This is a genomic window from Acinetobacter sp. CFCC 11171 (genome assembly GCF_003268405.1).
GTDB lineage: Bacteria > Pseudomonadota > Gammaproteobacteria > Pseudomonadales > Moraxellaceae > Acinetobacter > Acinetobacter amyesii.
In genome coordinates this window covers 121563-143254 of the sequence record NZ_LQXP01000003.1, presented here as the reverse complement: position 1 = coordinate 143254, position 21692 = coordinate 121563, and the positions used below count along the sequence as shown (strand labels likewise).

Annotated in this window: 15 protein-coding genes and 2 pseudogenes; 14 read left to right on the top strand and 3 right to left on the bottom strand. The window is 42.2% G+C overall.

The genetic code is table 11. The features are described 5' to 3' along the window. Positions 1-140: 140 nt before the first annotated feature. Together AVJ20_RS03170 and AVJ20_RS03165 are read right to left on the bottom strand one after the other, a co-directional pair. Positions 141-1983, bottom strand: a pseudogene (locus AVJ20_RS03170) (long-chain-acyl-CoA synthetase). A gap of 185 nt (positions 1984-2168) precedes the next feature. Next, positions 2169-5597, bottom strand: coding sequence for an Rne/Rng family ribonuclease (locus AVJ20_RS03165; RefSeq protein WP_111884108.1), 3429 nt, complete (start codon positions 5595-5597; stop codon positions 2169-2171). A 394-nt stretch (positions 5598-5991) separates the two neighbouring features. Between AVJ20_RS03165 and AVJ20_RS18960 the strand changes: the two are divergent. From AVJ20_RS18960 to AVJ20_RS03130, 8 genes and pseudogenes are all read left to right on the top strand, one after another. Further along, a pseudogene (locus AVJ20_RS18960) lies at positions 5992-6300 on the top strand (hypothetical protein). Positions 6301-6355: 55 nt separating this feature from the next. Then, positions 6356-7327, top strand: a complete 972-nt coding sequence (locus tag AVJ20_RS03160; RefSeq protein ID WP_111884107.1) for an RluA family pseudouridine synthase — start codon at positions 6356-6358, stop codon at positions 7325-7327. 151 nt (positions 7328-7478) lie between these two features. Continuing rightward, positions 7479-8147 (top strand): HAD-IA family hydrolase, encoded by a 669-nt coding sequence (locus AVJ20_RS03155; protein ID WP_111884106.1) that lies wholly within the window; start codon positions 7479-7481, stop codon positions 8145-8147. Positions 8148-8836: 689 nt separating this feature from the next. Next, the gene (mhpD, locus tag AVJ20_RS03150) at positions 8837-9634 is read left to right on the top strand and encodes a 2-keto-4-pentenoate hydratase (protein WP_078189749.1); all 798 of its coding nucleotides are present in this window, start codon (positions 8837-8839) and stop codon (positions 9632-9634) included. Between the two features lie 36 nt (positions 9635-9670). Further along, entirely contained in the window at positions 9671-10567 is an 897-nt protein-coding gene (locus tag AVJ20_RS03145; RefSeq protein ID WP_078192779.1) for an acetaldehyde dehydrogenase (acetylating), read from the top strand. Positions 10568-10578: 11 nt separating this feature from the next. Continuing rightward, the gene (gene dmpG / locus AVJ20_RS03140) at positions 10579-11598 is read left to right on the top strand and encodes a 4-hydroxy-2-oxovalerate aldolase (protein ID WP_111884105.1); all 1020 of its coding nucleotides are present in this window, start codon (positions 10579-10581) and stop codon (positions 11596-11598) included. Positions 11599-12145: 547 nt separating this feature from the next. Continuing rightward, entirely contained in the window at positions 12146-13414 is a 1269-nt protein-coding gene (locus AVJ20_RS03135; protein ID WP_111884104.1) for an OprD family outer membrane porin, read from the top strand. 295 nt (positions 13415-13709) lie between these two features. Next, on the top strand, positions 13710-14567 hold the full coding sequence (locus tag AVJ20_RS03130; RefSeq protein ID WP_078192776.1) for an alpha/beta fold hydrolase: 858 nt from the start codon (positions 13710-13712) through the stop codon (positions 14565-14567). 406 nt (positions 14568-14973) lie between these two features. Here AVJ20_RS03130 and hcaR read toward each other — a convergent pair whose 3' ends face one another. Continuing rightward, the gene (hcaR, locus tag AVJ20_RS03125; protein ID WP_078192775.1) at positions 14974-15879 is read right to left on the bottom strand and encodes a DNA-binding transcriptional regulator HcaR; all 906 of its coding nucleotides are present in this window, start codon (positions 15877-15879) and stop codon (positions 14974-14976) included. Positions 15880-16157: 278 nt separating this feature from the next. Between hcaR and hcaE the strand changes: the two genes are divergently transcribed. From hcaE to hcaD, 6 genes are all read left to right on the top strand, one after another. Next, on the top strand, positions 16158-17525 hold the full coding sequence (gene hcaE / locus AVJ20_RS03120; protein WP_111884103.1) for a 3-phenylpropionate/cinnamic acid dioxygenase subunit alpha: 1368 nt from the start codon (positions 16158-16160) through the stop codon (positions 17523-17525). Then, the gene (hcaF, locus tag AVJ20_RS03115) at positions 17522-18040 is read left to right on the top strand and encodes a 3-phenylpropionate/cinnamic acid dioxygenase subunit beta (RefSeq protein WP_067763936.1); all 519 of its coding nucleotides are present in this window, start codon (positions 17522-17524) and stop codon (positions 18038-18040) included. Before hcaE ends, hcaF begins: the two co-directional genes overlap by 4 nt. Beyond that, positions 18040-18366 carry a 3-phenylpropionate/cinnamic acid dioxygenase ferredoxin subunit gene (hcaC, locus tag AVJ20_RS03110; RefSeq protein ID WP_067763933.1) on the top strand — a complete coding sequence of 109 codons (327 nt, stop codon included), beginning with the start codon at positions 18040-18042 and terminating at the stop codon, positions 18364-18366. Before hcaF ends, hcaC begins: the two co-directional genes overlap by 1 nt. Before the next feature lie 2 nt (positions 18367-18368). Continuing rightward, positions 18369-19187 carry a 3-phenylpropionate-dihydrodiol/cinnamic acid-dihydrodiol dehydrogenase gene (hcaB, locus tag AVJ20_RS03105; protein ID WP_078192772.1) on the top strand — a complete coding sequence of 273 codons (819 nt, stop codon included), beginning with the start codon at positions 18369-18371 and terminating at the stop codon, positions 19185-19187. Positions 19188-19252: 65 nt separating this feature from the next. After that, a complete protein-coding gene (locus tag AVJ20_RS03100; protein WP_111884102.1) occupies positions 19253-20215 on the top strand; it encodes a 3-carboxyethylcatechol 2,3-dioxygenase in 963 nt (320 codons plus the stop codon). Positions 20216-20226: 11 nt separating this feature from the next. Continuing rightward, a complete protein-coding gene (hcaD, locus tag AVJ20_RS03095) occupies positions 20227-21462 on the top strand; it encodes a 3-phenylpropionate/cinnamic acid dioxygenase ferredoxin--NAD(+) reductase subunit (protein ID WP_111884101.1) in 1236 nt (411 codons plus the stop codon). Positions 21463-21692 lie beyond the last annotated feature (230 nt).

Here is a 21692-nt window from a genome sequence, read left to right as displayed (position 1 = left end):
ATTTCGCTTGATGGTGCGTATTGTAGCAAGATCTGCTTCAAGCGCAAGTAAAAATTCATAAACTTGCTTGTGTTTGATTATAAATACAACAAAGTAGCTCATTTTAGCGGATATCTGTCGCTAAAATGAGCGCTATTTGCTTAAAAACGGTATTTATATGCCTGAATATTGGCATAAATTTCAGGAGTTAAATCACAGTAAGCAGTTGCATTTGGCAGCAATACCAATAAACGTTCATCAGTTTGCTTAGGATCAAAAGCTTGTTCTTTCAGCTTGTTTTTTTGGTATTTAAATGTGCCTGTGGTTTCGACTTTTTTCTGTACACGTAAAAATACTGGCACGGCATAAGCTGGTAAGCATTTTTTAAATTGCAGAACCATTTCACTACAATCTTGTTCGTTGAGTTCGGCACCATCGGTGAGCGTGATGGCAGCCATACCTGCACGGCCATTGGTATCTGGAATTTCTACGCCATAAACCACAGCTTCAGCAATTTTATCGTACTCACTCACCATGTTTTCAACTTCAGTGGTTGAAACGTTTTCACCTTTCCAGCGGAAAGTATCACCTAGACGGTCGACAAATTGTGCATGGCGGAAGCCAATGTCACGAACCAAGTCACCAGTGTTGAAGTATGAATCACCATGCTTAAATACATCTTTCATAATAACGGATTTGTTTTTTTCCGTGTCGGTATAGCCATCAAAAGGTGAGCGACGGGTAATTTTACCGATGAGTAAGCCGACTTCACCTTTTTTGACTTTAATGCAGCGACCTTTAGCATCATGTACAGCTTCATTTTTTTCTTTATCAAACTGAATAATCGCATAAGGCGTTGGTGAAAAACCAACGGTATTGTCGAAGTTAAACACATTACTAAAGCCGACGTTGCCTTCACTTGAAGCATAGAGTTCAAGGACTTCTTCGACCCCAAAGCGTTCTTTAAACTTATCCCAAATGTTTGGTCGCATGCCGTTACCAATCATTTTTTTCACACGATGGCCTTTTTCAAGGTCTGAATGTGGAGCATCCATCAAATAGCGGCAAAGCTCGCCCACATAGCCAATGGCTGATGCATCAAATTTTTGTACATCTTTCCAAAACGATGAGGTTGAAAACTTGCGACGAAGGGCAAGGGTGGCGCTACCTGCAATCACCCCACACCAACAAACCACAGTGCCTGTAGCGTGATAGAGCGGCAAAGTTACGTACATCACATCATCTTTATTTAGATTGAGAACGTGACCATAAGTTCCATAAGCCAAAGTCCAACGGCTGTTGGTGAAAATCACCGCTTTAGGTAAGCCTGTTGTCCCAGAGGTGTAGATATAAAATAGGCCGTCTTTGCCTTTTACACTTGCAGTGGTGGGTGTGTTGAACTTTGGAAATTTATCAATCGCTTCTGCAAGGTTTAAGAAGCCTTTAGGTGCTTGACCAGCATCTACACGAGTGGCTTGATCTGCGAACCAATGTAAACGATCTGCAGCTACACTGAGATCACCACGAATCTCTTCTACAGCTTGACGGCATTCTTCGCCCACAATTACCGCAATTGGGTTTACTAAGTTGATGCTGTGTGTCAGGACTTTACCGACTTGTGAGGTGTTTACCAAGGCACTGGTGACGCCAATTTTGGCTAAAGCCACGATGGTTGCCACGAGTTCAGATCGGTTTTCGATCATCACCGCAATCACATCACCTTTTTTTTGCACCGAGTGCAAGGTAATAGTGACCAATTTGATTGGCCCATTCATTGAGTTCGTTATAGGTATATTTTTGCTCTTCAAAATAAAGCGCATAACCTTTAGGATTACGCTTTACGGCTTTTTCAAATGCAATTCCCAAGCCTGCGGAAGTATTTGGGGTACGTAAATAGGCTTGCTTTAGACCACTCAACAGGTTGGGTACTTTGCTAATGAACGCGGGAATTTTTGCTGCAACATCAGCAATCCCAATAAGGTCGTGTTGTGTAGTTTGGCTCATGTGAATCCTATTTATTTTTCGTAATCCGATACGGTCTATTTCTTTGCAATGAAATTTGCAGCAAATTCTACAATTGTCTTTTAATCGTTTCGATCTAGTGCAATCAACCTAATTTGACAAAAGTATCAAAAAAAAACCAGTCACCGAAATGACTGGATTTTTTTATTCACCTGCAAAATAGCAAATTACTGCTCAGTTGCGGTGTTTGCTTTTTTCGGTGGACGACCGCGAGGACGACGAGGGCGTGCAGGTTTTTCACCTTCAGCGGCCGAGTTTTCGTCTACAGGAACCTCAACTTTCTTTTCCGCTTCAACGGCTTGAGCTTTTTCTTCTACTGGTTTAGTAGGAGCTTCAGATACTTCTTCCGTCTTTTCAGGCTGCGCACTCACATCCAGTTCAGCTTGAACGGGTGTCGGTACTTCAGCTTGAACGTGTTCAGGTGCTTCAGTTTGACCTGCAACGTCGGATACATTGGCTTCAACTGTAGCAGCTTTAGCTTCTGCAACTACAGGCGCCTCAATAGCAGTGTCTGCGACAGGCGTAGCTTCCACCTCAGCATGTGCTTTTGCTTGATCTTGTTTCGCTTGTTCAGCGGCAAGTTTAGCAAGGCGACGACGCTCACGTGGGTCATTAGCAACACGTTTATCTGACACAGGCTTTGGTGGTGTCAAATCCAACATTGGCGCTGGTTCAGCTTCAGGTGCAGCTTTTGCAACTTGAACATCACGAGTGACAGGCTTTTTCTCTACAGCTGTTTCAGCTGCAGGTGCAGTCAAAGTTGCGGCATATTCTTCCGTGAATTTTTGCAATGCACGGTTGAATGTTGGAATTAAGCCAAATTGCTCAATCAGTACTGAGCAGTCTTCGCCGTATACATGCTTAATCAAGCTGCTTATAGTGTATTGACCTAGTGTCGGCACTTGAGATGGCGAAATTTTCGGAGCCTGTGCTTGTTGAGCACGAGCTTCACGCTGTTCACGGCGACGCTGACGAGGGTCATTGCTTGCACGAGACGGTTTTTGCTGCGCATGCTGTGGTTTATGCGCTGCTTCTTTTGTTTCAGTCGCAGGTTTTTCCACTTTTTCTGCTTCAACGACAGCGGCTTTTTGGACTACTGGGGTTTCTACAGTTTTTTCAACTGCTGGGGCAGTATTTAGCGCTACGATTTCGCTTTGAGCTTGATCAACATTTACTACAAGTGCTGTTGGCATCACGTCTTGACGTGGTGCATTAACAACTTCAACTTTAGGTTGACGTTGATTGCGGTTTTCAGGTTGTTGCTCAGTTGCAACTTCCTGAGCAATCGCTTGCTCGTTCAATACGCTTTGATCGCGGTGGCGATTTGGGCGATTTGGACGTTGTTGGTTGTTGCGGTCACGACGTGGAACAGACTGCGGTTGTTCATTGTTTTGAACATCGTGCTGTACTTGTTCATTGTTATGTTGACGGCGTGAGTTACGACGGTTTTCACGTTGGTCTTGACGGTTGTCTTGGCGCGGTTCTTGACGTTCAGAACGTTGCTCTTGGCGTTCGTTTTGACGTGCTTCGTTATTGCGCTGCTCTTGACGATCTTGACGTGAAGGTTGTAACACTTCTTCATGAACTTGATGCGGTTGAGCTTCTTGTTCACGTGGTTCTTTATGCTTAGTACGCTTTTTGTTGTGACGTTTTTCTTCACGGTCAGCTTTTTCTGAATGGCTGTCACGTTCTTGTTTGTGCACAACAGAAGAAGGCGCAAGGTAAGCATTATTGTCTACGACAACAACAGGCGCTGCCGATGCAGGGGTAATTTGACCAAACTGGCCACGGCTTGCAGCACCGCTATTTACCATTTGTTCAATTGCAGCAGCGGCATTGTTTGCAGTACGCGACTGGTCAACGGTTGCAGCTTGTTTTTGCACAAATAAGTTTTCTAACCATGCACATGGACTAGATGATGCTGCAGGAGCGGCAACTTGTGCAGGTGCTTGTTGAGCAGCAACGGGTTGTTGCTTATTCTTTTTGTGGCCTTTTTCTTGTTGTTGTACAGGTGCTTGTTGCTGAGCAGCAGCGGCCTGTTCTTCACCTAAATGCCATTCAGATGCTTCGTAACCCAATTCTTTTTCGCTAGAACGTGTCGCTTCAGTGCGTTCATAGCTTGTAGGTGCAAAACCTTCAGGGTTATACGAAATTTCGTAATGTGGTGTTTCTAGGTGAGGGTGTGGAAGTACAGTCACACGAACATTTGAAGTTTGTTCAAGATATACAAGGCTGTGACGCTTTTCATTCAATAAGAATGCAGCAATTTCAACAGGCACTTCAACTTGAACTTCACCATGACGTTCGCGTAGCGCAATTTCTTCCACTTTACGCATAATTGAAAGTGATAAAGAACGTAGGTCACGTACCATACCTGTGCCATGACAGCGTGGGCACACATAACCAGTGGCTTCTTCAAGCGATGGACGTAAGCGTTGACGGCTCATTTCCATCAAACCAAAGCGTGACAATTGACCGAATTGGATACGCGCACGGTCACTTTGTGTTGCTTCACGAAGTTTAGCTTCAACCATACGTTGGTTACGGTCTTTGGTCATGTCGATGAAATCGATCACAACTAAACCACCGATATCACGTAAACGTAATTGGCGAGCAATTTCTTCTGCAGCTTCAAGGTTGGTATTGAGCGCTGTATCTTCTACGTCGCTACCACGTGTTGATTTTGCAGAGTTAATATCAATTGAAACCAATGCTTCAGTTTGGTCAATCACAATTGAACCACCAGAAGGAAGTTTTACTTCACGTTCATAGGCAGTTTGGATTTGACTTTCAATACCAAAATGAGCGAATAACGGTTCATTTAAAGTATAGGTTTTTAATTTGTCGATTTGACGTGGCATCACTGCTTTAACAAAGTTATACGCTTCGTTATACGCTTGCTCAGAGTCAATCAGAATTTCAGCAACATCATCACGTAAATAGTCACGGATCGCACGTGTAACCACACCGGCTTCTTGGTGAACCAACATTGGTGATGGACCTGAACTTGATGTACTTTGGATTTGTGCCCACAGGTCAAGCAAGTGTTGAAGGTCAAGTTGCAGTTCTTCTTGAGAACGACCAATACCTGCAGTACGTACAATTACGCTCATTCCACGAGGGACATTTAAAGACGCCAACATTTCTTTCAATTCTTCACGAACTGAACCTGAAATTTGACGGCTAATACCGCCACCTTTCGGGTTGTTTGGCATTAAGACCAAATAACGACCAGCAAGTGAGATAAATGTAGAAAGGGCAGCACCTTTATTACCACGTTCTTCTTTTTCCACTTGAACTAAAAGCTCAGTGCCTTCAGTGATCAATTCGCGGATGTTTGAAGTTTGGCGAGGATCTGCTTTGTAATAAGAGTTAGCAATTTCGCGCATCGACAAGAAGCCTTGACGACCTGCACCGTATTCAACAAATACAGCTTCTAAAGACGGCTCTACGCGAGTCACATGACCTTTATAGATATTCGATTTTTTTTGTTCACGGGTACGATTCTCTAAGTCAAAATCGTAAAGACGCTGACCAGTGACAAGTGCAACGCGAATTTCTTCGGCATGTGTTGCATTAATCAACATACGTTTCATGGGTGTAACACCTAATAGTGATACACAGAAGAACATCGCCTGACTCGTAGCGAGCATCAGATAGCATGGATCAAGTTGCACAGATCGAAAAACATCATCTGTGCATGTGTACCGACCTTCTTTGGGTGGGCAACGGTTTTTGATTCACGTATTGATGATGGCAATACGGCTTCAATCTTTTAAACGATTAAAGTCACCTGAACGCGTTTCACTGGCGGACAAACGGTGCATTGGATGTGAGTAACTTTCACTGTCACATTGCTCGAAGAGCATCCATTCATATCTGATAGAGCGTCTTGATACGGAATTATCATCGTACCTTTACAAACTGTGCAGATCCAATGCATCAAACGTTGTGGCCTGAACACGATTTCCAGGGAGCGACTGGTCTGATGTGTATCAGTTTACGTTTAAAAACCAACCTTGGTTGGCACATATTTTTTTGGGGCAAACTGTTTTATGTACCTACGGCACAATTAAACGCAACAGTTTGCAGTTTTGCCGATATAATAAGCCTTCGGCGTCGGCATAATTCTTTTGGGACCTTTCCGAGCTAAATGAGTAATTGCTTGAAAGTTCAATGACAGTAAATACTGAAATGAATCAACTTTTACTCAGTTACGGTGGTTTCCGTGCGCTGACTATATCAAACCTTGCATCATCTGCCTATGGGCTAAGCTTATGTTTCTTGCGAAAAGTATAGCTTAAATGATCAATTTTTAATCAATTTTAGTATTTTTTTAGGTCACAGTAACTGTATGAATTCTACGCAAGAATGGCAAAGCGTCACCTGGTTTGAAGTGGACGAGCATCAGGCGGGTCAACGTATTGATAATTTCCTGTTTAGTCGTCTGAAAGGTGTGCCTAAAAGTCGCATTTATCGTCTGATTCGTGAAAGCCAAGTCCGCGTCAATAAAAAACGCGTCAAAGCGGAAACCAAACTCAATATTGGTGACCAAGTTCGAGTTGCTCCAATTCGTTATGAGCAAAAAGATGAGTCTGCGGTTCCCGTATCGGACAAAGTGGCACAAAGTTTACTGAGCCGTGTGGTGTACGAAGATGAAGGCTTAATGGTGGTAAACAAACCTTCTGGTATTGCTGTTCACGGCGGTAGTGGTGTGGCGTATGGCTTGATCGAAGGCTTACGTGCCGCAACAGGGAAGAAATACCTTGAGCTGATTCACCGCATTGACCGTGATACCTCGGGCTTGGTGATGATTTCCAAGAAACGTAGTGTGCTGAAAACCTTGCAAGACATGTTACGTGAGCACAAAATCCAAAAAACTTATGCTGCTGTGGTGAAAGGCGTGGTGAGTTTGGATAAGCAGCTCATTGATCAGCCTTTGCATCGTTACGAACTGGCAAATGGCGAGCGTCGTGTTCGTGTATCACCTAAAGAAGGTAAAGAGTCGAAGACGCTGTGGAACGTGAAAGAACGTTTTATGCATGCCACATTGGTGTATGCGTCTCCACTTTCGGGCCGTACACATCAGATCCGTGTACATGGTTTAAGTATTGGTCATCCATTGGTGGGCGATGAAAAATACGGTCATGAAACTGAATACCGTGGTCCAAAGCCACGTCGTTTATGTCTGCATGCTATGCGTTTAGAAATTCCGGGTTACCAAACCATTGAAGCGCCATTGCCAGAAGATATGCAAAGCCTTGTGGCGCAGCTACGCGCGCAAAAAGCCGACAAAGTGGTGAAGTCTTCAGAAGATGACGAGTAAGTTTTAAATACGAGACTTCTCTCCCTGAGCAGGACTGCTTCGTAAGTTTTCTTTCTCCCTCTCCTTTAAGGAGAGGGCCGGGGTGAGGTAAATAAATTGATGCACTCCAGAATCTGAATTACCAAACACTGAATCAAATCTAGGAAAACGTATGAACTCAGCTGTAAAACTAGTCATTTTCGATTGGGATGGCACTTTATTTGATTCTGTGGGTCAAATTGTAGCGAGTTTAAAATTTGCAGCAGATCAATATTCACAGCCGCTGACCGATGCTGATGCGAAAAGTATTATTGGTTTAGGTCTGCCGGAAGTCGCACAGCGGTTATTTCCGACGGTTCCTGAATTGCACAGCGACATTTTGCAAAGTTATGCCGATCACTATGTGGCCCATTCCAAAGGGGATATGTGGTTTGATGGTGTCGCGGATATGTTGCAGGAATTACGCGATGCCGGTCTACAATTGGCTGTTGCAACAGGAAAAAGTCGTAAAGGTCTAGACCGTGTCTTGGCTCAAACGCAAAGTCATGAGTTGTTTCGTGCGACACGTGCAGCCAGTGAAACCAAATCTAAGCCAGATCCGTTGATGTTGGCAGAAATTTTGGCGGAAACAGGACTACGTGCCGATCAAGCCATTATGGTTGGTGATACGTCGTATGATTTAGAAATGGCCCTCAATATTCAGATGCCACGTGTAGGCGTGAGCTATGGAGTGCATACTGTAGAAACACTCCAGTGTTTTCAACCCTTACATATTGCACATAGCGTAGGTGATTTGACTGAATTTCTACTAGAACACGTGAAATTACGTCTAGCTGTATAGTTTTAGATACAAACGAGTAAAAAGGGTGAAATTTGTTTTCACCTTTTTTGTTACCAAATGAATAGTAACGTAAGCTCTACTTGATGAAATGAGTAAATTCAATTATTTAAAAAAGTAATAACACTAGATTTTTCTACAATAACAAGCAGTCTTCTAGCAAATTTACCTTAAAAAGTTGAGCGCAACTATTTGGCCTTTTACCACAAGCTGGAATAGATTTTTTGTTTGAATTTTTGGTTTTATCTTATTGTTGTTTATTGATTTATTTTTAAATTTTCAATTTGTTAAACTAAATCAGATGAAATTGAACACCTATGTGTAAAAGCTGGCCTGACGCTAAAATAATCTTTTAATCTTATCTTTTAGTCGTATAAGCCAAGTTTTTTAGTAGAGATTCAGATTTAAGGGCGAAAAAAATAGTGAATTTTATTTAATTATTTTGACTTAAGTTTTTGAATATTAATAATAAATAATGATTAATTTATAGCTAATAGCTATAGTCATAAATAAAATAAGTATTGGTATTCACTTTCTAAAATCTCGATGCTAAATGCATCTAAACATAACGTGTAGTATGTCAAGTGAAATGCTTTAGGCGAATCCTGACATGAATTTCATCACTTTGATTTTGATGGTGATCGGGATGAAACACGTTGTGCATCCAATTTTTGCAGTTTAAGGAAACATTGATGTCGAATTCTGCTGTTGTTGAATCAGTTGCGCAAGCATTACGCGATGCGGAAGTAAATCAGGCTGCGATTGCACCGATCCGTCCACAACTTGGTGGTGAAAGTGCTGATGTAGATATTGCTTATGCCGTTCAAGAAGTGAATACCAAACGTGCGGTGGCAGAAGGTCGTCGCCTTGTAGGTCGTAAAATTGGCTTAACTTCAAAAGTTGTACAAGCGCAGTTAGGCGTTGATCAACCTGACTTCGGTATGTTGTTTGCTGACATGGCGTATGGCGATGGTGAAGAAATCCCTGCTGGTTTATTGATTCAGCCAAAAGTTGAAGCAGAAATTGCTTTGGTGATTAACCAAGATTTGACCAAAGAAAAACACACCTATGCAGACATTATTAGTGCAACAGAATATGCACTGCCTGCAATTGAAGTGGTCGATAGCCGTATCGAAAACTGGAAAATCTCGTTGATTGATACTGTGGCAGATAACGCATCTTCAGCAGGTTTTGTGCTGGGTTCTAAGCCTGTAAAACTTGCAGATCTTGACCTTGTAAATTGCAAAATGGTCATGACTCGTGGTGAAGAAGTGGTTTCACAAGGTGTGGGTAAAGCGTGTCTTTCTAACCCATTAAATGCAGCAGTGTGGTTGGCTGACGAAATGGTTCGTCGTGGTCGTCCATTGCTTGCAGGTGACATCGTATTGACCGGTGCCTTAGGCCCAATGGTTGTGGCAAATCCTGGTGATGAATTCAAAGTTGAAATTGAAGGCTTTGGTTCTGTGACTGCAGCATTTGCAGCGAAATAAGCTTGGGTTTTACGGAATTTTTAAGAGTACACATTCATGAAAAAGATTAAATGTGCATTGATCGGTCCAGGGAACATTGGTACTGACTTGCTTTACAAACTTCAACGCAGCGAATTTTTAGAACCAGTATGGATGGTTGGTATTGACCCGACGTCTGAAGGTTTGGCTCGCGCTGCTAAAATGGGTTTAAAAACCACTGCTGAAGGCGTAGATGGTTTACTTGCACACGTAATTGAAGACGACATTAAAATCGCATTTGATGCAACTTCTGCCTATGTTCATGCTGAAAACAGCCGCAAATTAAATGAACTTGGCGTGTTAATGATTGACTTAACACCTGCTGCAATCGGTCCATTCTGCGTACCACCAGTAAACTTAGAAGCGTTATTGGACGCAGGTGAAGTTCCGAACGTCAACATGGTGACATGTGGTGGTCAGGCAACGATTCCTATGGTTGCTGCGATTTCACGAGTTCAGCCTGTTGAATACGGCGAAATCATTGCAACAGTTTCAACAAAATCTGTGGGTCCAGGTACACGTAAAAACATTGATGAATTTACTCGTACGACTGCTGGCGCTATTGAAAAAGTGGGCGGTGCGAAACAAGGTAAAGCGATCATCATCATTAACCCTGCTGAGCCACCACTGATGATGCGTGATACTGTTCACTGTCTTGTTGAAGGTGAACCAGATCAAGCAGCAATCACTGAATCTGTACATGCGATGATTCTTGAAGTTCAAAAATATGTACCAGGTTACAAACTTGTAAATGGTCCTGTATTTGACGGTAACCGTGTTTCAATCTTCTTAGAAGTTGAAGGTTTAGGTGATTATCTTCCTAAATATGCAGGTAACCTCGACATTATGACTGCGGCAGCTGCACGTACTGCAGAAATGTTTGCAGAACGCGTATTAAACACTGCTGAAGCTTAAGGAATACCAAAATGTCTAAGATTATTATTAATGATATGACTTTACGTGATGGTATGCATCCTATGCGCCATCAAACTACACCTGAACAAATGGTTGCCATTGCAACTGCTTTGGATGATGCAGGTGTACCTTTAATCGAAGTTACGCATGGTGACGGCTTAGGCGGTAACTCTGTGAACTATGGTTTTGCAGCAGCAACCGATGAAGAATACCTAAAAGCGGTGATTCCAAACCTGAAACAGGCGAAAGTATCTGCACTTTTACTTCCTGGTATTGGTACGGTTGACCATTTGAAAATGGCACATGATGTTGGTGTAGCAACCATTCGTGTTGCAACGCACTCAACTGAAGCTGACGTTTCTGAACAGCACATTACTGCTGCACGTAAACTTGGCATGGACACTGTGGGCTTCTTGATGATGGCGCACATGGCAACTCCTGAAAAACTTTTGGAAGAAGCCAGCAAAATGGTGTCATACGGTGCAAACTGTATTTATGTGACTGACTCTGCTGGTTATATGTTGCCTCAAGACGTGACTGACCGCGTGGGTATTTTACGTGCCAACCTGGCTTCAGAGATCGAAATCGGTTTCCACGGTCACCATAACTTAGGTATGGGTGTTGCGAACTCTGTTTCAGCGGTTCAAGCTGGTGCAACGCGTGTCGATTTAGCTTCTGCAGGTTTAGGTGCAGGTGCAGGTAATACTCCACTTGAATTGTTTGTTGCGGTTGCCAACCGTATGCAGATGGAGACAGGTGTGGACTTGTTTAAAGTTCAAGATGTTGCGGAAGATTTAATCATTCCAATGATGACACATCAGATCCGTGCTGACCGTGATGCAGCAACTTTAGGTTATGCCGGTGTTTACTCATCATTCTTGTTATTCGCGAAACGTGCTGAAGCGAAATATGGCGTTTCTGCGCGTGAAATTCTTCTTGAGCTTGGTCGTCGTGGTACTGTTGGTGGTCAAGAAGATATGATCGAAGATTTGGCATTGACCATGTCTAAAGCAAAAGAAGCCAATGCTTAATTTGCTTTAAATCAAAAAGCGCCCGAAATGGGCGCTTTTTTTATGTCTGAAGTGGCTGTGTTGGTTTGAGATGGGCTTGAGATTACGTTGAGATTGATTTGAGGCATGGAAAGCGGATTGAAATAAGAAAAGTCTTGCGAACAAATGGCTGATTCCGAGCAGTCATAATAGTGAAATTTAACTTTAAGCTGTTGATGATTATATAAATTAAATATTATGTGATAGCTAAATTTTATAACTTAAATAAGGATAAATCTCAGTAGAAAACTTTGATTAAACTTAAAAGCAATTAATACAGCGTATGTAATTGCGAAAAATAAAAAACTTTCTATTTTACGTTAATAAAACATGGGGTTAATTTAATCAGTCGTTCTAAATAATAAAAAAGAGTTATTGTTTTAATCTCTAAGGAAAATAACTAGAAATCGCATCCAAAGTTCAAATCGTACAAAAGCCTGATAAACCTTAATACTGTAGTCGGATTTTTTTCCAAGGTATTGTTGAGCATGATGATGTCATAGCTTAATTTGATCACTGGGAATAAGCCATGCGTCGTCAAAATTTATGGATAGCAATTCTTGCTGCGACAGCAACATTAGGAACATCTGCAACTTATGCGGACTTTGTTGACGACAGCCAAGTACAATTGAAATTTAAAAACTTCTACTTAGACCGTCAAATTAAAGAAAATCCGGCGGGTAACTGGGGTTCATGGTCACAGGGTGTGACTTTGGATGCCAAGTCAGGGTATCAAGATATTGGTGCAGGTATTCAAGTGGGTGCTGACCTTTTGGTTCAACATGCATTTAAACTTAATGCACGTGATAAAAACCCAGACTGGATCTTGCCGCACGACGGTAAAGAATCAAAAGATAACTTTGGTAAAGTGGGCGTGACCCTGAAAGCTAAAGTATCTGAAACTGAGTTGAAAGTCGGTGAGTTATTACCGGTTTCTCCAGTGTTGGTTTTCGATCCATCTCGTCAGTTAATGACGACTTATAGCGGTGCATGGTTAGAATCGAAAGAGATTAAAGATACCAAGTTAACTTTGGCTTACATTGATGGGATTAATAACCGTTATGACAACCAATTCCGTGATTTATCAATGTTCGCTCCAGGTAAAAGATTACCAGATGACACCATAGGTCATTATGATCTTGGGCCAACTTCTGATGGTATGTATATTGCGGGTATTGACCATCAATTTACACCTGAAATTGGTGGTAGCTATTGGTATGCCGATGTTCAAGACATTTACACACAGCAATATGTCGGCGCGAACTATAAAACTAAGTTAGGTGAAAAAGCCAAACTGGATAGCCATATCCGTTATTTTGACAACTCAGATTCGGGTGACAAACTGTATGGCGAAATTGATAACCAAGCGTTATCGGTTGGTGCGAAAGTGAATTACGGTTCGCATACCTTTGGTTTGGGTTATCAACAAATGTTTGGTGATAATGCATTCCCAACACTGGGTGGATGGGTGCCGCAGCCGTACTTAGTCAACTGGGGTATAGCAACATTTACTGCAAAAAATGAAAAATCATGGGGCTTTACTTATGGCTATGATTTCTCAGAAATGGGTGTGAAAGGCTTAAATACAACTGCTGTGTATTTCACAGGTTCAGATGCAGAAATTGCTGGTCTTAAAGATCAGAAGTCAGATGAATTGAACTTAATTGTGAACTACACCGTGCCTGAAGGTAAGTTGAAGGGCTTAGGCTTCCAGGCAATGTATATCGATGCCGATTTCGATTACAAATCTGACTTGCAAGAGTACCGTGTCGCGACAACTTATACCTATAAGTTCTAATTTCTCAGGATAAAAAAGAGGGAAGTGGATTCATTGCTTCCCTTTTTATTTGCTGGGTTATTTAAAAAAGAAATACCTCAAAGATTTTATGGATATATTTTTTGAGTTATATATTTAAAAAACAATAACTTAAATTATAGTCTATTTGTTGTTTATGATCGTAAATATGTATCAGTTAGCAGTGGCTGAACAGGTAATATGAGACTGTAAAAACCACAAAATCCAAAAGAGTCCCCCTTGTGTTTAAATCCGTTATGGATTGAAACATAAGCTCTACGCAATACGAGGAGCATGTATGAGCACTGTTCAGATTCCTGACTATACAACTGATTCATTCTTTGGTTTAGAAGATAAATGGATTGAAACTGCTGAAGGCGAATTAACGCATTACCACGAAGTGGGTGAAGGCACACCAATTCTATTTTTACACGGTTCAGGTACAGGTGTATCTGCTGCTGCAAACTGGTGGTTAAACCTTCCACAAATTGGTGAACAAGCACGTTGTATCGCTATCGATACGATTGGCTATGGTCAAACTGTTGTTGCACCGAATACTGCTTATGGTATCCGTGCTTGGGTTGATCACGCTGTACGTACACTAGATGCCCTCGGTATTGAAAAAACTTGGTTAGTGGGTAACTCACTCGGTGGCTGGTTAGCATTCCAAATGGCTTTGGACTATCCAGAACGTGTATTGGGTATCGTTTCTATGGGTACAGGCGGTGCTAAACAAACTGCAGCACTTAAAGCACATGCAAACCCTGTATTAACAGAAGAAGGCATCAAGAAAACCTTGTCTATGTTTGTTGTAAACAAAGACTTGATTACTGATGAATTAGTAAAAGTACGTTTCGCTTCTGCTGCAAATGACTATGCATCAAATCGTTTGATGGATGTTGTTGGCGCACGCGACCGTGACCGTTTCGAATTCCCACTCGACTTCGAAAAAATGAAAGACATTACTGTGCCAGTATTGTTGATTCACGGTGTACAAGACGTGGTGATTCCTGTATCTCGTACGTGGGATATTTTGAATACCGTTCCTCATGCTGATGCGCATATTTTCAGCCAATGTGGCCACTGGTCTCAAGTTGAAAAAGCAGAAGAATTCAACACCGTGATTAAAGATTATTTAAAAGCGCGTGGTGTGTAATTTCTTGTCACTGACATGAAATTCAAAAAAAGGATGGTTTTGCCATCCTTTTTTTTATATAAATCTTTTGAAAGAAATACTTTAAATGAGTATTATTCTCATTAGTAGGTCGACAGTGTACGGTCTAAATCAGTAAAAAGGCATAAAATAAGCTCATCTAAATGGTTGGGGAAGGAGAATTATTTATTAGACTTAAGTTGTAAATCGGCTATTCTTAGCAATTTTTATCAATGTCTAAACTAAAATTTATAAGTTATTTTCCATCAAGTCGATATGCATGATAGATAAAATGCGTCGATTAAAACATTTAAACGATTAAAAAAGCGACTTTTTAGCCATAAAAAAAGCACCATTATTTATTTCAAAAATAATGGTGCTATATCTATAAATTATGACTTGGCGAAAATTAACGCTGTTCGCGATTGATATCGAGATAAAAAACTTTGGTTAGCAGTTCAAGGAATTTATCTACAGCCACAGAACTCGCCGTTTTTCGGTAACTTACGTACAGGTCTAGATACGGTAATTCGACATCTAAAGGACGAATGACAGTATTGTTCATGGTCAATGGCGCGATGTATCCCGGTAGGATCGTGCAGCCTAAACCCATGCCGATGGAGTTAATGTTAAACAGGATATTGTCGGCTTTTTGCACGATATTAAATTGAACGCCATGGTTAGAAGCAAAGTCTAAAATGGCTTCATGCAATGTGCCTGATTGTTCGCGTGCAGGAATGATAAAATCAATACCATTCAATGCTTTAACTGGAATACGTTCGTACTTCGCTAAAGGGTGATCTTTGGGTAAAATAAAGATCAATGGTTCACGTAGTACAAACTGACTTTCAATTTCGTCGCTATGAAAGTTATTGCGAGTAAAAGTGATATCTAGTTCACCTTTTTGCAGCAATTTCATCTGATCGCGATTATTTAAACTAAGTAATTCAATTTTGAGTTCTGGGTTTTGAACACGCAGATTTGGCAAGACGTATGGGAAGATTTTCATCTCTGCGACAGGCACAAAACCAATCCGTAGCATCTGTTGTTTGGCTTGTGAAACCTGACGTGCCATCGCTACGGCCTTGTCTGCTTGAGCTAGTGTCAAACGTGCTTGTTCTAGAAATACGGCACCTTCTTCTGTGAGCTCAACTTTGCGTTTAGTCCGGTGCAACAATTTTACGCCGACATCTTCTTCAAGATCTTTAATTTGTTGGCTTAAAGAAGGTTGAGCAGTATAAAGTTTTAACGCAGCTTTACTGAAATTGAGTTCTTCAGCAACAGTAATGAAGTAGCGTAAGTGTCGTAATTCCATATAATCAACCCGTGGAGTAATCCAAAAAATGTCTTACTTAGAAGTTCGTTCAGTATAATCTATAAACAACTATTGCGTGAGGATTATTTTGCCATTCACGAAATAAATGGTGTTCTCGGTAATTTAAAAAAAATACTATAAAAAAAATCTACCGTAATAATCCATAAAATCTCTTAATTAAAACAAAATAAATATTTCCCGAATATCGCTCTAAAATCCATCATCGTTGAAAAGTTGAGTCTATTACTTTGTGCCTTATGGTCACAGGAGAGCTTTTCATGAGTGGAAAAATTGATGTGCGCGAAATCGATGCTTTAGTCGATGCACAAAATGGACGTATCACGCCATCTATCTATACCGATCCAGACATTTACGAACTTGAATTAGAACGTGTGTTCGGTCGTACATGGTTATTCCTATGCCATGAGAGCCAAATTCCTAAAGCCGGCGATTTCTTCAATACCTATATGGGTGAAGATCCAATCATCGTAGCACGTCAAAAAGATGGCTCAATCAAAGCATTCTTAAACCAATGTCGTCACCGCTCTATGCGTGTGAGCTTCGCGGACTGTGGTAATACACGTGCGTTCACTTGCCCATACCACGGCTGGTCATACGGTATTGACGGTTCTCTAAAAGATATCCCGCTTGAAGATCGTGCTTACCCACATGGTGCATGTAAAGAGCAATGGGGTCTGGTAGAAGTTAACCGCGTTAAATCATACAAAGGCCTGATCTTCGGATGCTGGGATGAAACTACGCCAGATCTAGAAGAATACATGGGCGATATCGCTTGGTACCTGGACGGTGTTGTCGATCGTCGCGAAGGCGGTACTGTGATCGTGGGTGGTGTACACAAATGGGAAATCGACTGTAACTGGAAATTTGCAGCCGAACAGTTCGCATCTGACCAATACCACGCGTTGTTCTCTCACGCATCTGCAATTCAGGTACTTGGTGCAAAACCAGACGACGAATCTTCTAAGAAATTAGGTGCTGCACAAACTGCTCGTCCAGTTTGGGAAACTGCGAAAGACGCGATCCAATACGGTTCACGTGGTCATGGTTCAGGCTTCTTCTTCACAGAGAAACCAGATGCAAACGTATGGGTTGACGGTGAAGTAGCGAACTACTTCCGTGAAACTTACGAAGAAGTGAAAGAACGCCTAGGTGAAACTCGTGCGCTTCGTTTAGCGGGTCACAACACCATGTTCCCTACATTGTCTTGGTTGAACGGTACTGCGACTCTTCGTGTATGGCACCCACGTGGTCCAAACAAAACTGAAGTTTGGGCATTCTGTATCTGTGATGCGGACGCGCCAGAAGATGTACAAGCAGCATTTGAACGTTCTGCAACTCGTGCCTTCGGTCCTGCTGGTTTCCTAGAGCAAGATGACTCTGAAAACTGGATCGAAATCCAAAAAGTTTTACGTGGTTACAAAGCGCGTCAAAACAAACTCATTATGGAAATGGGTAAAGGTAACGAGAAAGTACGTGAAGATGGTATCCCGGGTATCACTAACTATATTTTCTCTGAAACTGCAGCACGTGGTATGTACCGCCGTTGGGCAGATTTATTGATTCATGAAAAATGGGAAGACGTTGAAGCTGCGGCTGACGAATATGAGAAGGAGCTTATGAAATGAGTCAAATTAGTTTAGAACTCCATCACCAAATTAGTCAGTTTCTTTATCGTGAAGCAAAATTGCTGGACGATTGGAAGTTCCGCGATTGGTTAGCTGTATTAGCTGAAGATATTTCTTATACGTTACGCACAACACCAAACGCGCAAACACGTGACCGTCGTCGTTCGATTGAGCCGCCAACAACTTGGGTATTTAACGATACTAAAGATTTGTTGGAACGCCGTGTAGCTCGTTTAGAGACAGGTATGGCTTGGGCTGAAGAACCTCCTTCACGTACAACACACATGGTTTCAAATGTGATTGTTGAAGCGACTGAAGTTGAAGGCGAATACGACGTTTACGTAACGTACTTGTTGTACCGTACCCAGAAAGAGAAAGATGTAACAATCTACTGTGGTAAGCGTCACGACAAGATCCGCAAAGTCGACACTGAGCAAGGTTTCGAAATCTTCAACCGTAAGATTACCCTTGATCAGGTGACTTACAACTCACATAACCTGAGCGTGTTCTTCTAATGAATAAGATTTTTGTTTGCCAAGTTGACGAATTAGACGAAGGCGAAGCATTGAAAGTAGATTGCGGCGTTAACGGTATCGATGCGCTTGCAGTATTCAACAACAATGGCGAATTTTTCGCGATGAACGACCGTTGTTCACATGGTAATGCTTCAATGTCTGAAGGTTACCTTGAAGATGATGGCACTGTTGAATGTCCACTTCATTCGGCTCGATTCTGTTTGAAAACTGGTCAAGCATTATGCTTACCAGCAACAGATCCTATCAAGACATTCCCTGTGATTGTTGAAGATGGTGCTTTATACGTAGAGATGGCAGGAGAGTAATCATGGGTTGGCTACAAGGCGAAGTTGCACTTATTACCGGTGGTGGTTCAGGCTTAGGCTGGGCATTGGTTGAACGTTTCTTAGAAGAAGGTGCACAAGTTGCTGTTCTTCAACGTTCTCAATCGAAAGTTGATGCATTGAAAGAACATTTTGGTGACCGCGTGCTTGCGATCGCAGGAGATGTAGCCAGCTATGAGGATAATGTTCGTGCAGTTCAAGCAACTGTAGAACATTATGGCAAACTTGACTGTTTCGTCGGAAACGCAGGTATCTGGGATCATTACGCAGATATCGTCAATACATCGGGTGAACAGCTGGAGAAAGCTTTTGATGAGATTATGGGTATTAACACCAAATCTCTCATCTTAGGTGCCAAAGCTGCACTTGATGCATTGATAGCTTCGGAAGGTTCTATCATATTTACTTTGTCTAACTCAGCATTGTATTCGGCAGGCGGAGGCCCTGTATACACAGCGTCTAAGCATGCTGGCGTTGGGATTATGAAAGAATTAGCCTATGAGCTTGCGCCTAAAGTACGAGTGAACGCTGTTGCTCCGTCGGGTATGAATGTAAACATCAAAGGTGCTGCTTCTTTAGGCCAAGAAAACCTCGGTCTACTCGATGCACGTGATCCTGAGAAGATTGCACGCGGCATGCCGCTCAATTTCTTACCCGAACCTGAAGATATGACTGGTTCATACGTGTTATTGGCTTCTCGTCAAAACAACCGCCCATTAACTGGTGTTTTAATTAATGCTGAATGTGGTCTGGGTATCCGTGGTTTACGTCAACCACGTGCTGGCTTCTTTGACGAGATTTAATTCGCCAAATACGTAAAGGACTTACTCGGCAGCCGTCTTGGCTGCCTTCCGTTTAGGAGTCACCCATGGCCGTTAAACTTATTTGTGCATCGCACAGTCCCCTAATGGAATTCGCTTCTCCGCAAGAGAAATACAAAGAGGAAAAAGTTCGCGAAACTTTTGCCAAACTTGCTAAAGAAGTTGAAGACTATAATCCAACATTGATCATTACTTTTGGTCCAGACCATTTCAATGGTTTCTTCTATGACCTCATGCCATCTTTCTGCGTCGGTATTCGTGCCAAAGCAGCAGGTGATTGGGATTATGGTAAAGACAATGACCACATCAATGTGCCTGAAGAAACAGCAATCAGTCTGGTTCGTCGCGTATTGGATGAAGGTGTCGATGTTGCATACTCTTATCGTATGCAGGCAGACCACGGTGTGACTCAACCATTACATTTCCTTTGTGGTGGTCAACTCGATCGTTATCCAACGATTCCAATTTTTATCAATGGTGCAGCTGCACCGATGCCAACAACCAAGCGTACAGTCGCTTTGGGTCGTGCAGTCGGTCAGTTCATTAAATCATTGAACTTAGAGAATGAACGTGTACTTGTTTTGGGTACAGGTGGTTTGTCTCATGATCCACCAACGCCGCAAATGGGTTCAGTTCCACCAGAAGTGGAAGAGTTCCTGATTGCAGGTCGTAACCCAACTGAAGAGGCACGTAATATACGTCAAGGCAAAATCATTGCTGTCGGTCAAAAGCTCGCAGCGGGTGATACTTCTGTCGCAGTGCCTTTAAACCCTGAATGGGATCGCGCATTGCTTGAGACGTTTGCCAAAGCTGACTTTGCTGCCATTGAAGCGATGACTGAAGCTGAAATTCGTGTTGAAGGCGGTCGTGGCGGTCAAGAAGTTCGTTCTTGGATGGCTGCTTTTGCTGCACTACATGAAGTGGGCGAATACGACATGACTACACATTGCTACGAAGATATTAGTGAGTGGATTGCGGGCTTCGGCATCGTATCTGCAGAATTGAAATAAGGAACAAACCCATGAGCCAAAATGGTATCGAAACCATCGTTATTGTTGGAGCTGGTCAAGCTGGTGCTAGCGCCATTTTAGAACTCCGTGCGAACAAGTATGAAGGCAAAATCATTTTGGTGGGTGATGAAACACATCTTCCTTATGAACGTCCGCCTTTGTCTAAAGACGTAATTCTAAAACCTGAAGAGACCAAAATCGAAATTCTGTCAGAAGAAAAATTGGCAGAACTCGGTGTTGAACATATTCGTGGCAATGGCGCTGTGAAAATCCATAGCGATGCAAAAACAGTTGAACTGAAAAATGGCGAAATTGTTGCATTTGACAAGTTGCTTCTAGCAACCGGTGGTGCAGCACGCCGTTTACCGAATTTCGATGCTTTGGGTAAACACGTTTATACCTTACGTAACCTTGAAGATTCACAAGCATTGGTGCCTGTATTACAAGCGGGTCGCCGTATTGTATTGATCGGCGGTGGTGTGATTGGTCTTGAGCTTGCTTCTTCAGCACGTTCTAAAGACTGTATCGTGACCGTGATTGAAATGGGTCCAATGGTGATGGGGCGTTCATCTCCACGCGTATTGAGCGAATTCTTATTGGCTCAACAACGTCTTGCAGGTGTAGATGTTCGTCTTTCGACTTCTATTGCTGACTGTAAGCTTGATGGTGAAGAAGTGGTGATCACGCTTGAAGGCGGTGAAGAACTTCGTGCCGATGCAGTGATCTATGGTATTGGCATTGTGCCAAATGCTCAACTTGCGGTTGATGCAGGTTTAGACGTTGATTTTGCCATTAAAGTGAATGATAACTGCCAAACTTCGCATCCAGATATTTATGCAGCGGGTGACGTTGCGACTCAGCTTCGTGACTGTGGTAACCACCGTCGTGTCGAAACTTGGGAAAATGCGAACTTGCAAGCAGGTATCTTTGCTCGTCATGTAATGGATGTTGAACATCCAACCCCAAACCCAGCGTGGTTCTGGACAGATCAATTGAATATCAACTATCAATTTGTGGGTGATATGGCTGCAAGCGAATGGATTGCACGTGGCGAAGTAAATCCTGAATTAGCTGCAGAATCATCATTTGTTTTGTTTGGTGTTACTGACGGTGTAATCGTGGGTGGTATCACTGTGAATGCTGCGAAAGAGATGCGTCATTTGAAAAAATTGATTAGCAAGAATGCGGCGTTTGAAGCGGATAAATATTTAGATTTAAGCCAAGATTTACGTAAACTTGTAAAGTAAGCTGAATGTCTAAGAGGAGCAGACTTGCGGTAACGTAGGTCTGTTTTTTTATGTCTTTAGTTTTAGCGTCGCACTTATAAAGCTATTTTGTAGTCCATGTATATAGTTTTAGCTTATGTAGATCTATTCAACGGTTTTAATCCTCCCCAGCCCACCTTTTTCAAAGGAGGGAGTAGTCTTTGTGAAGAATGGATTTCGTTTGGATGATTCCCCCTCTTTTTTTAAAGAAG

Coding starts and splice junctions, on each gene's coding strand:
- AVJ20_RS03165 (WP_111884108.1), bottom strand. CDS start 5,597: ATGAAACGTATGTTGATTAATGCAACACATGCCGAAGAAATTCGCGTT.
- AVJ20_RS03160 (WP_111884107.1), top strand. CDS start 6,356: ATGAATTCTACGCAAGAATGGCAAAGCGTCACCTGGTTTGAAGTGGAC.
- AVJ20_RS03155 (WP_111884106.1), top strand. CDS start 7,479: ATGAACTCAGCTGTAAAACTAGTCATTTTCGATTGGGATGGCACTTTA.
- mhpD (WP_078189749.1), top strand. CDS start 8,837: ATGTCGAATTCTGCTGTTGTTGAATCAGTTGCGCAAGCATTACGCGAT.
- AVJ20_RS03145 (WP_078192779.1), top strand. CDS start 9,671: ATGAAAAAGATTAAATGTGCATTGATCGGTCCAGGGAACATTGGTACT.
- dmpG (WP_111884105.1), top strand. CDS start 10,579: ATGTCTAAGATTATTATTAATGATATGACTTTACGTGATGGTATGCAT.
- AVJ20_RS03135 (WP_111884104.1), top strand. CDS start 12,146: ATGCGTCGTCAAAATTTATGGATAGCAATTCTTGCTGCGACAGCAACA.
- AVJ20_RS03130 (WP_078192776.1), top strand. CDS start 13,710: ATGAGCACTGTTCAGATTCCTGACTATACAACTGATTCATTCTTTGGT.
- hcaR (WP_078192775.1), bottom strand. CDS start 15,879: ATGGAATTACGACACTTACGCTACTTCATTACTGTTGCTGAAGAACTC.
- hcaE (WP_111884103.1), top strand. CDS start 16,158: ATGAGTGGAAAAATTGATGTGCGCGAAATCGATGCTTTAGTCGATGCA.
- hcaF (WP_067763936.1), top strand. CDS start 17,522: ATGAGTCAAATTAGTTTAGAACTCCATCACCAAATTAGTCAGTTTCTT.
- hcaC (WP_067763933.1), top strand. CDS start 18,040: ATGAATAAGATTTTTGTTTGCCAAGTTGACGAATTAGACGAAGGCGAA.
- hcaB (WP_078192772.1), top strand. CDS start 18,369: ATGGGTTGGCTACAAGGCGAAGTTGCACTTATTACCGGTGGTGGTTCA.
- AVJ20_RS03100 (WP_111884102.1), top strand. CDS start 19,253: ATGGCCGTTAAACTTATTTGTGCATCGCACAGTCCCCTAATGGAATTC.
- hcaD (WP_111884101.1), top strand. CDS start 20,227: ATGAGCCAAAATGGTATCGAAACCATCGTTATTGTTGGAGCTGGTCAA.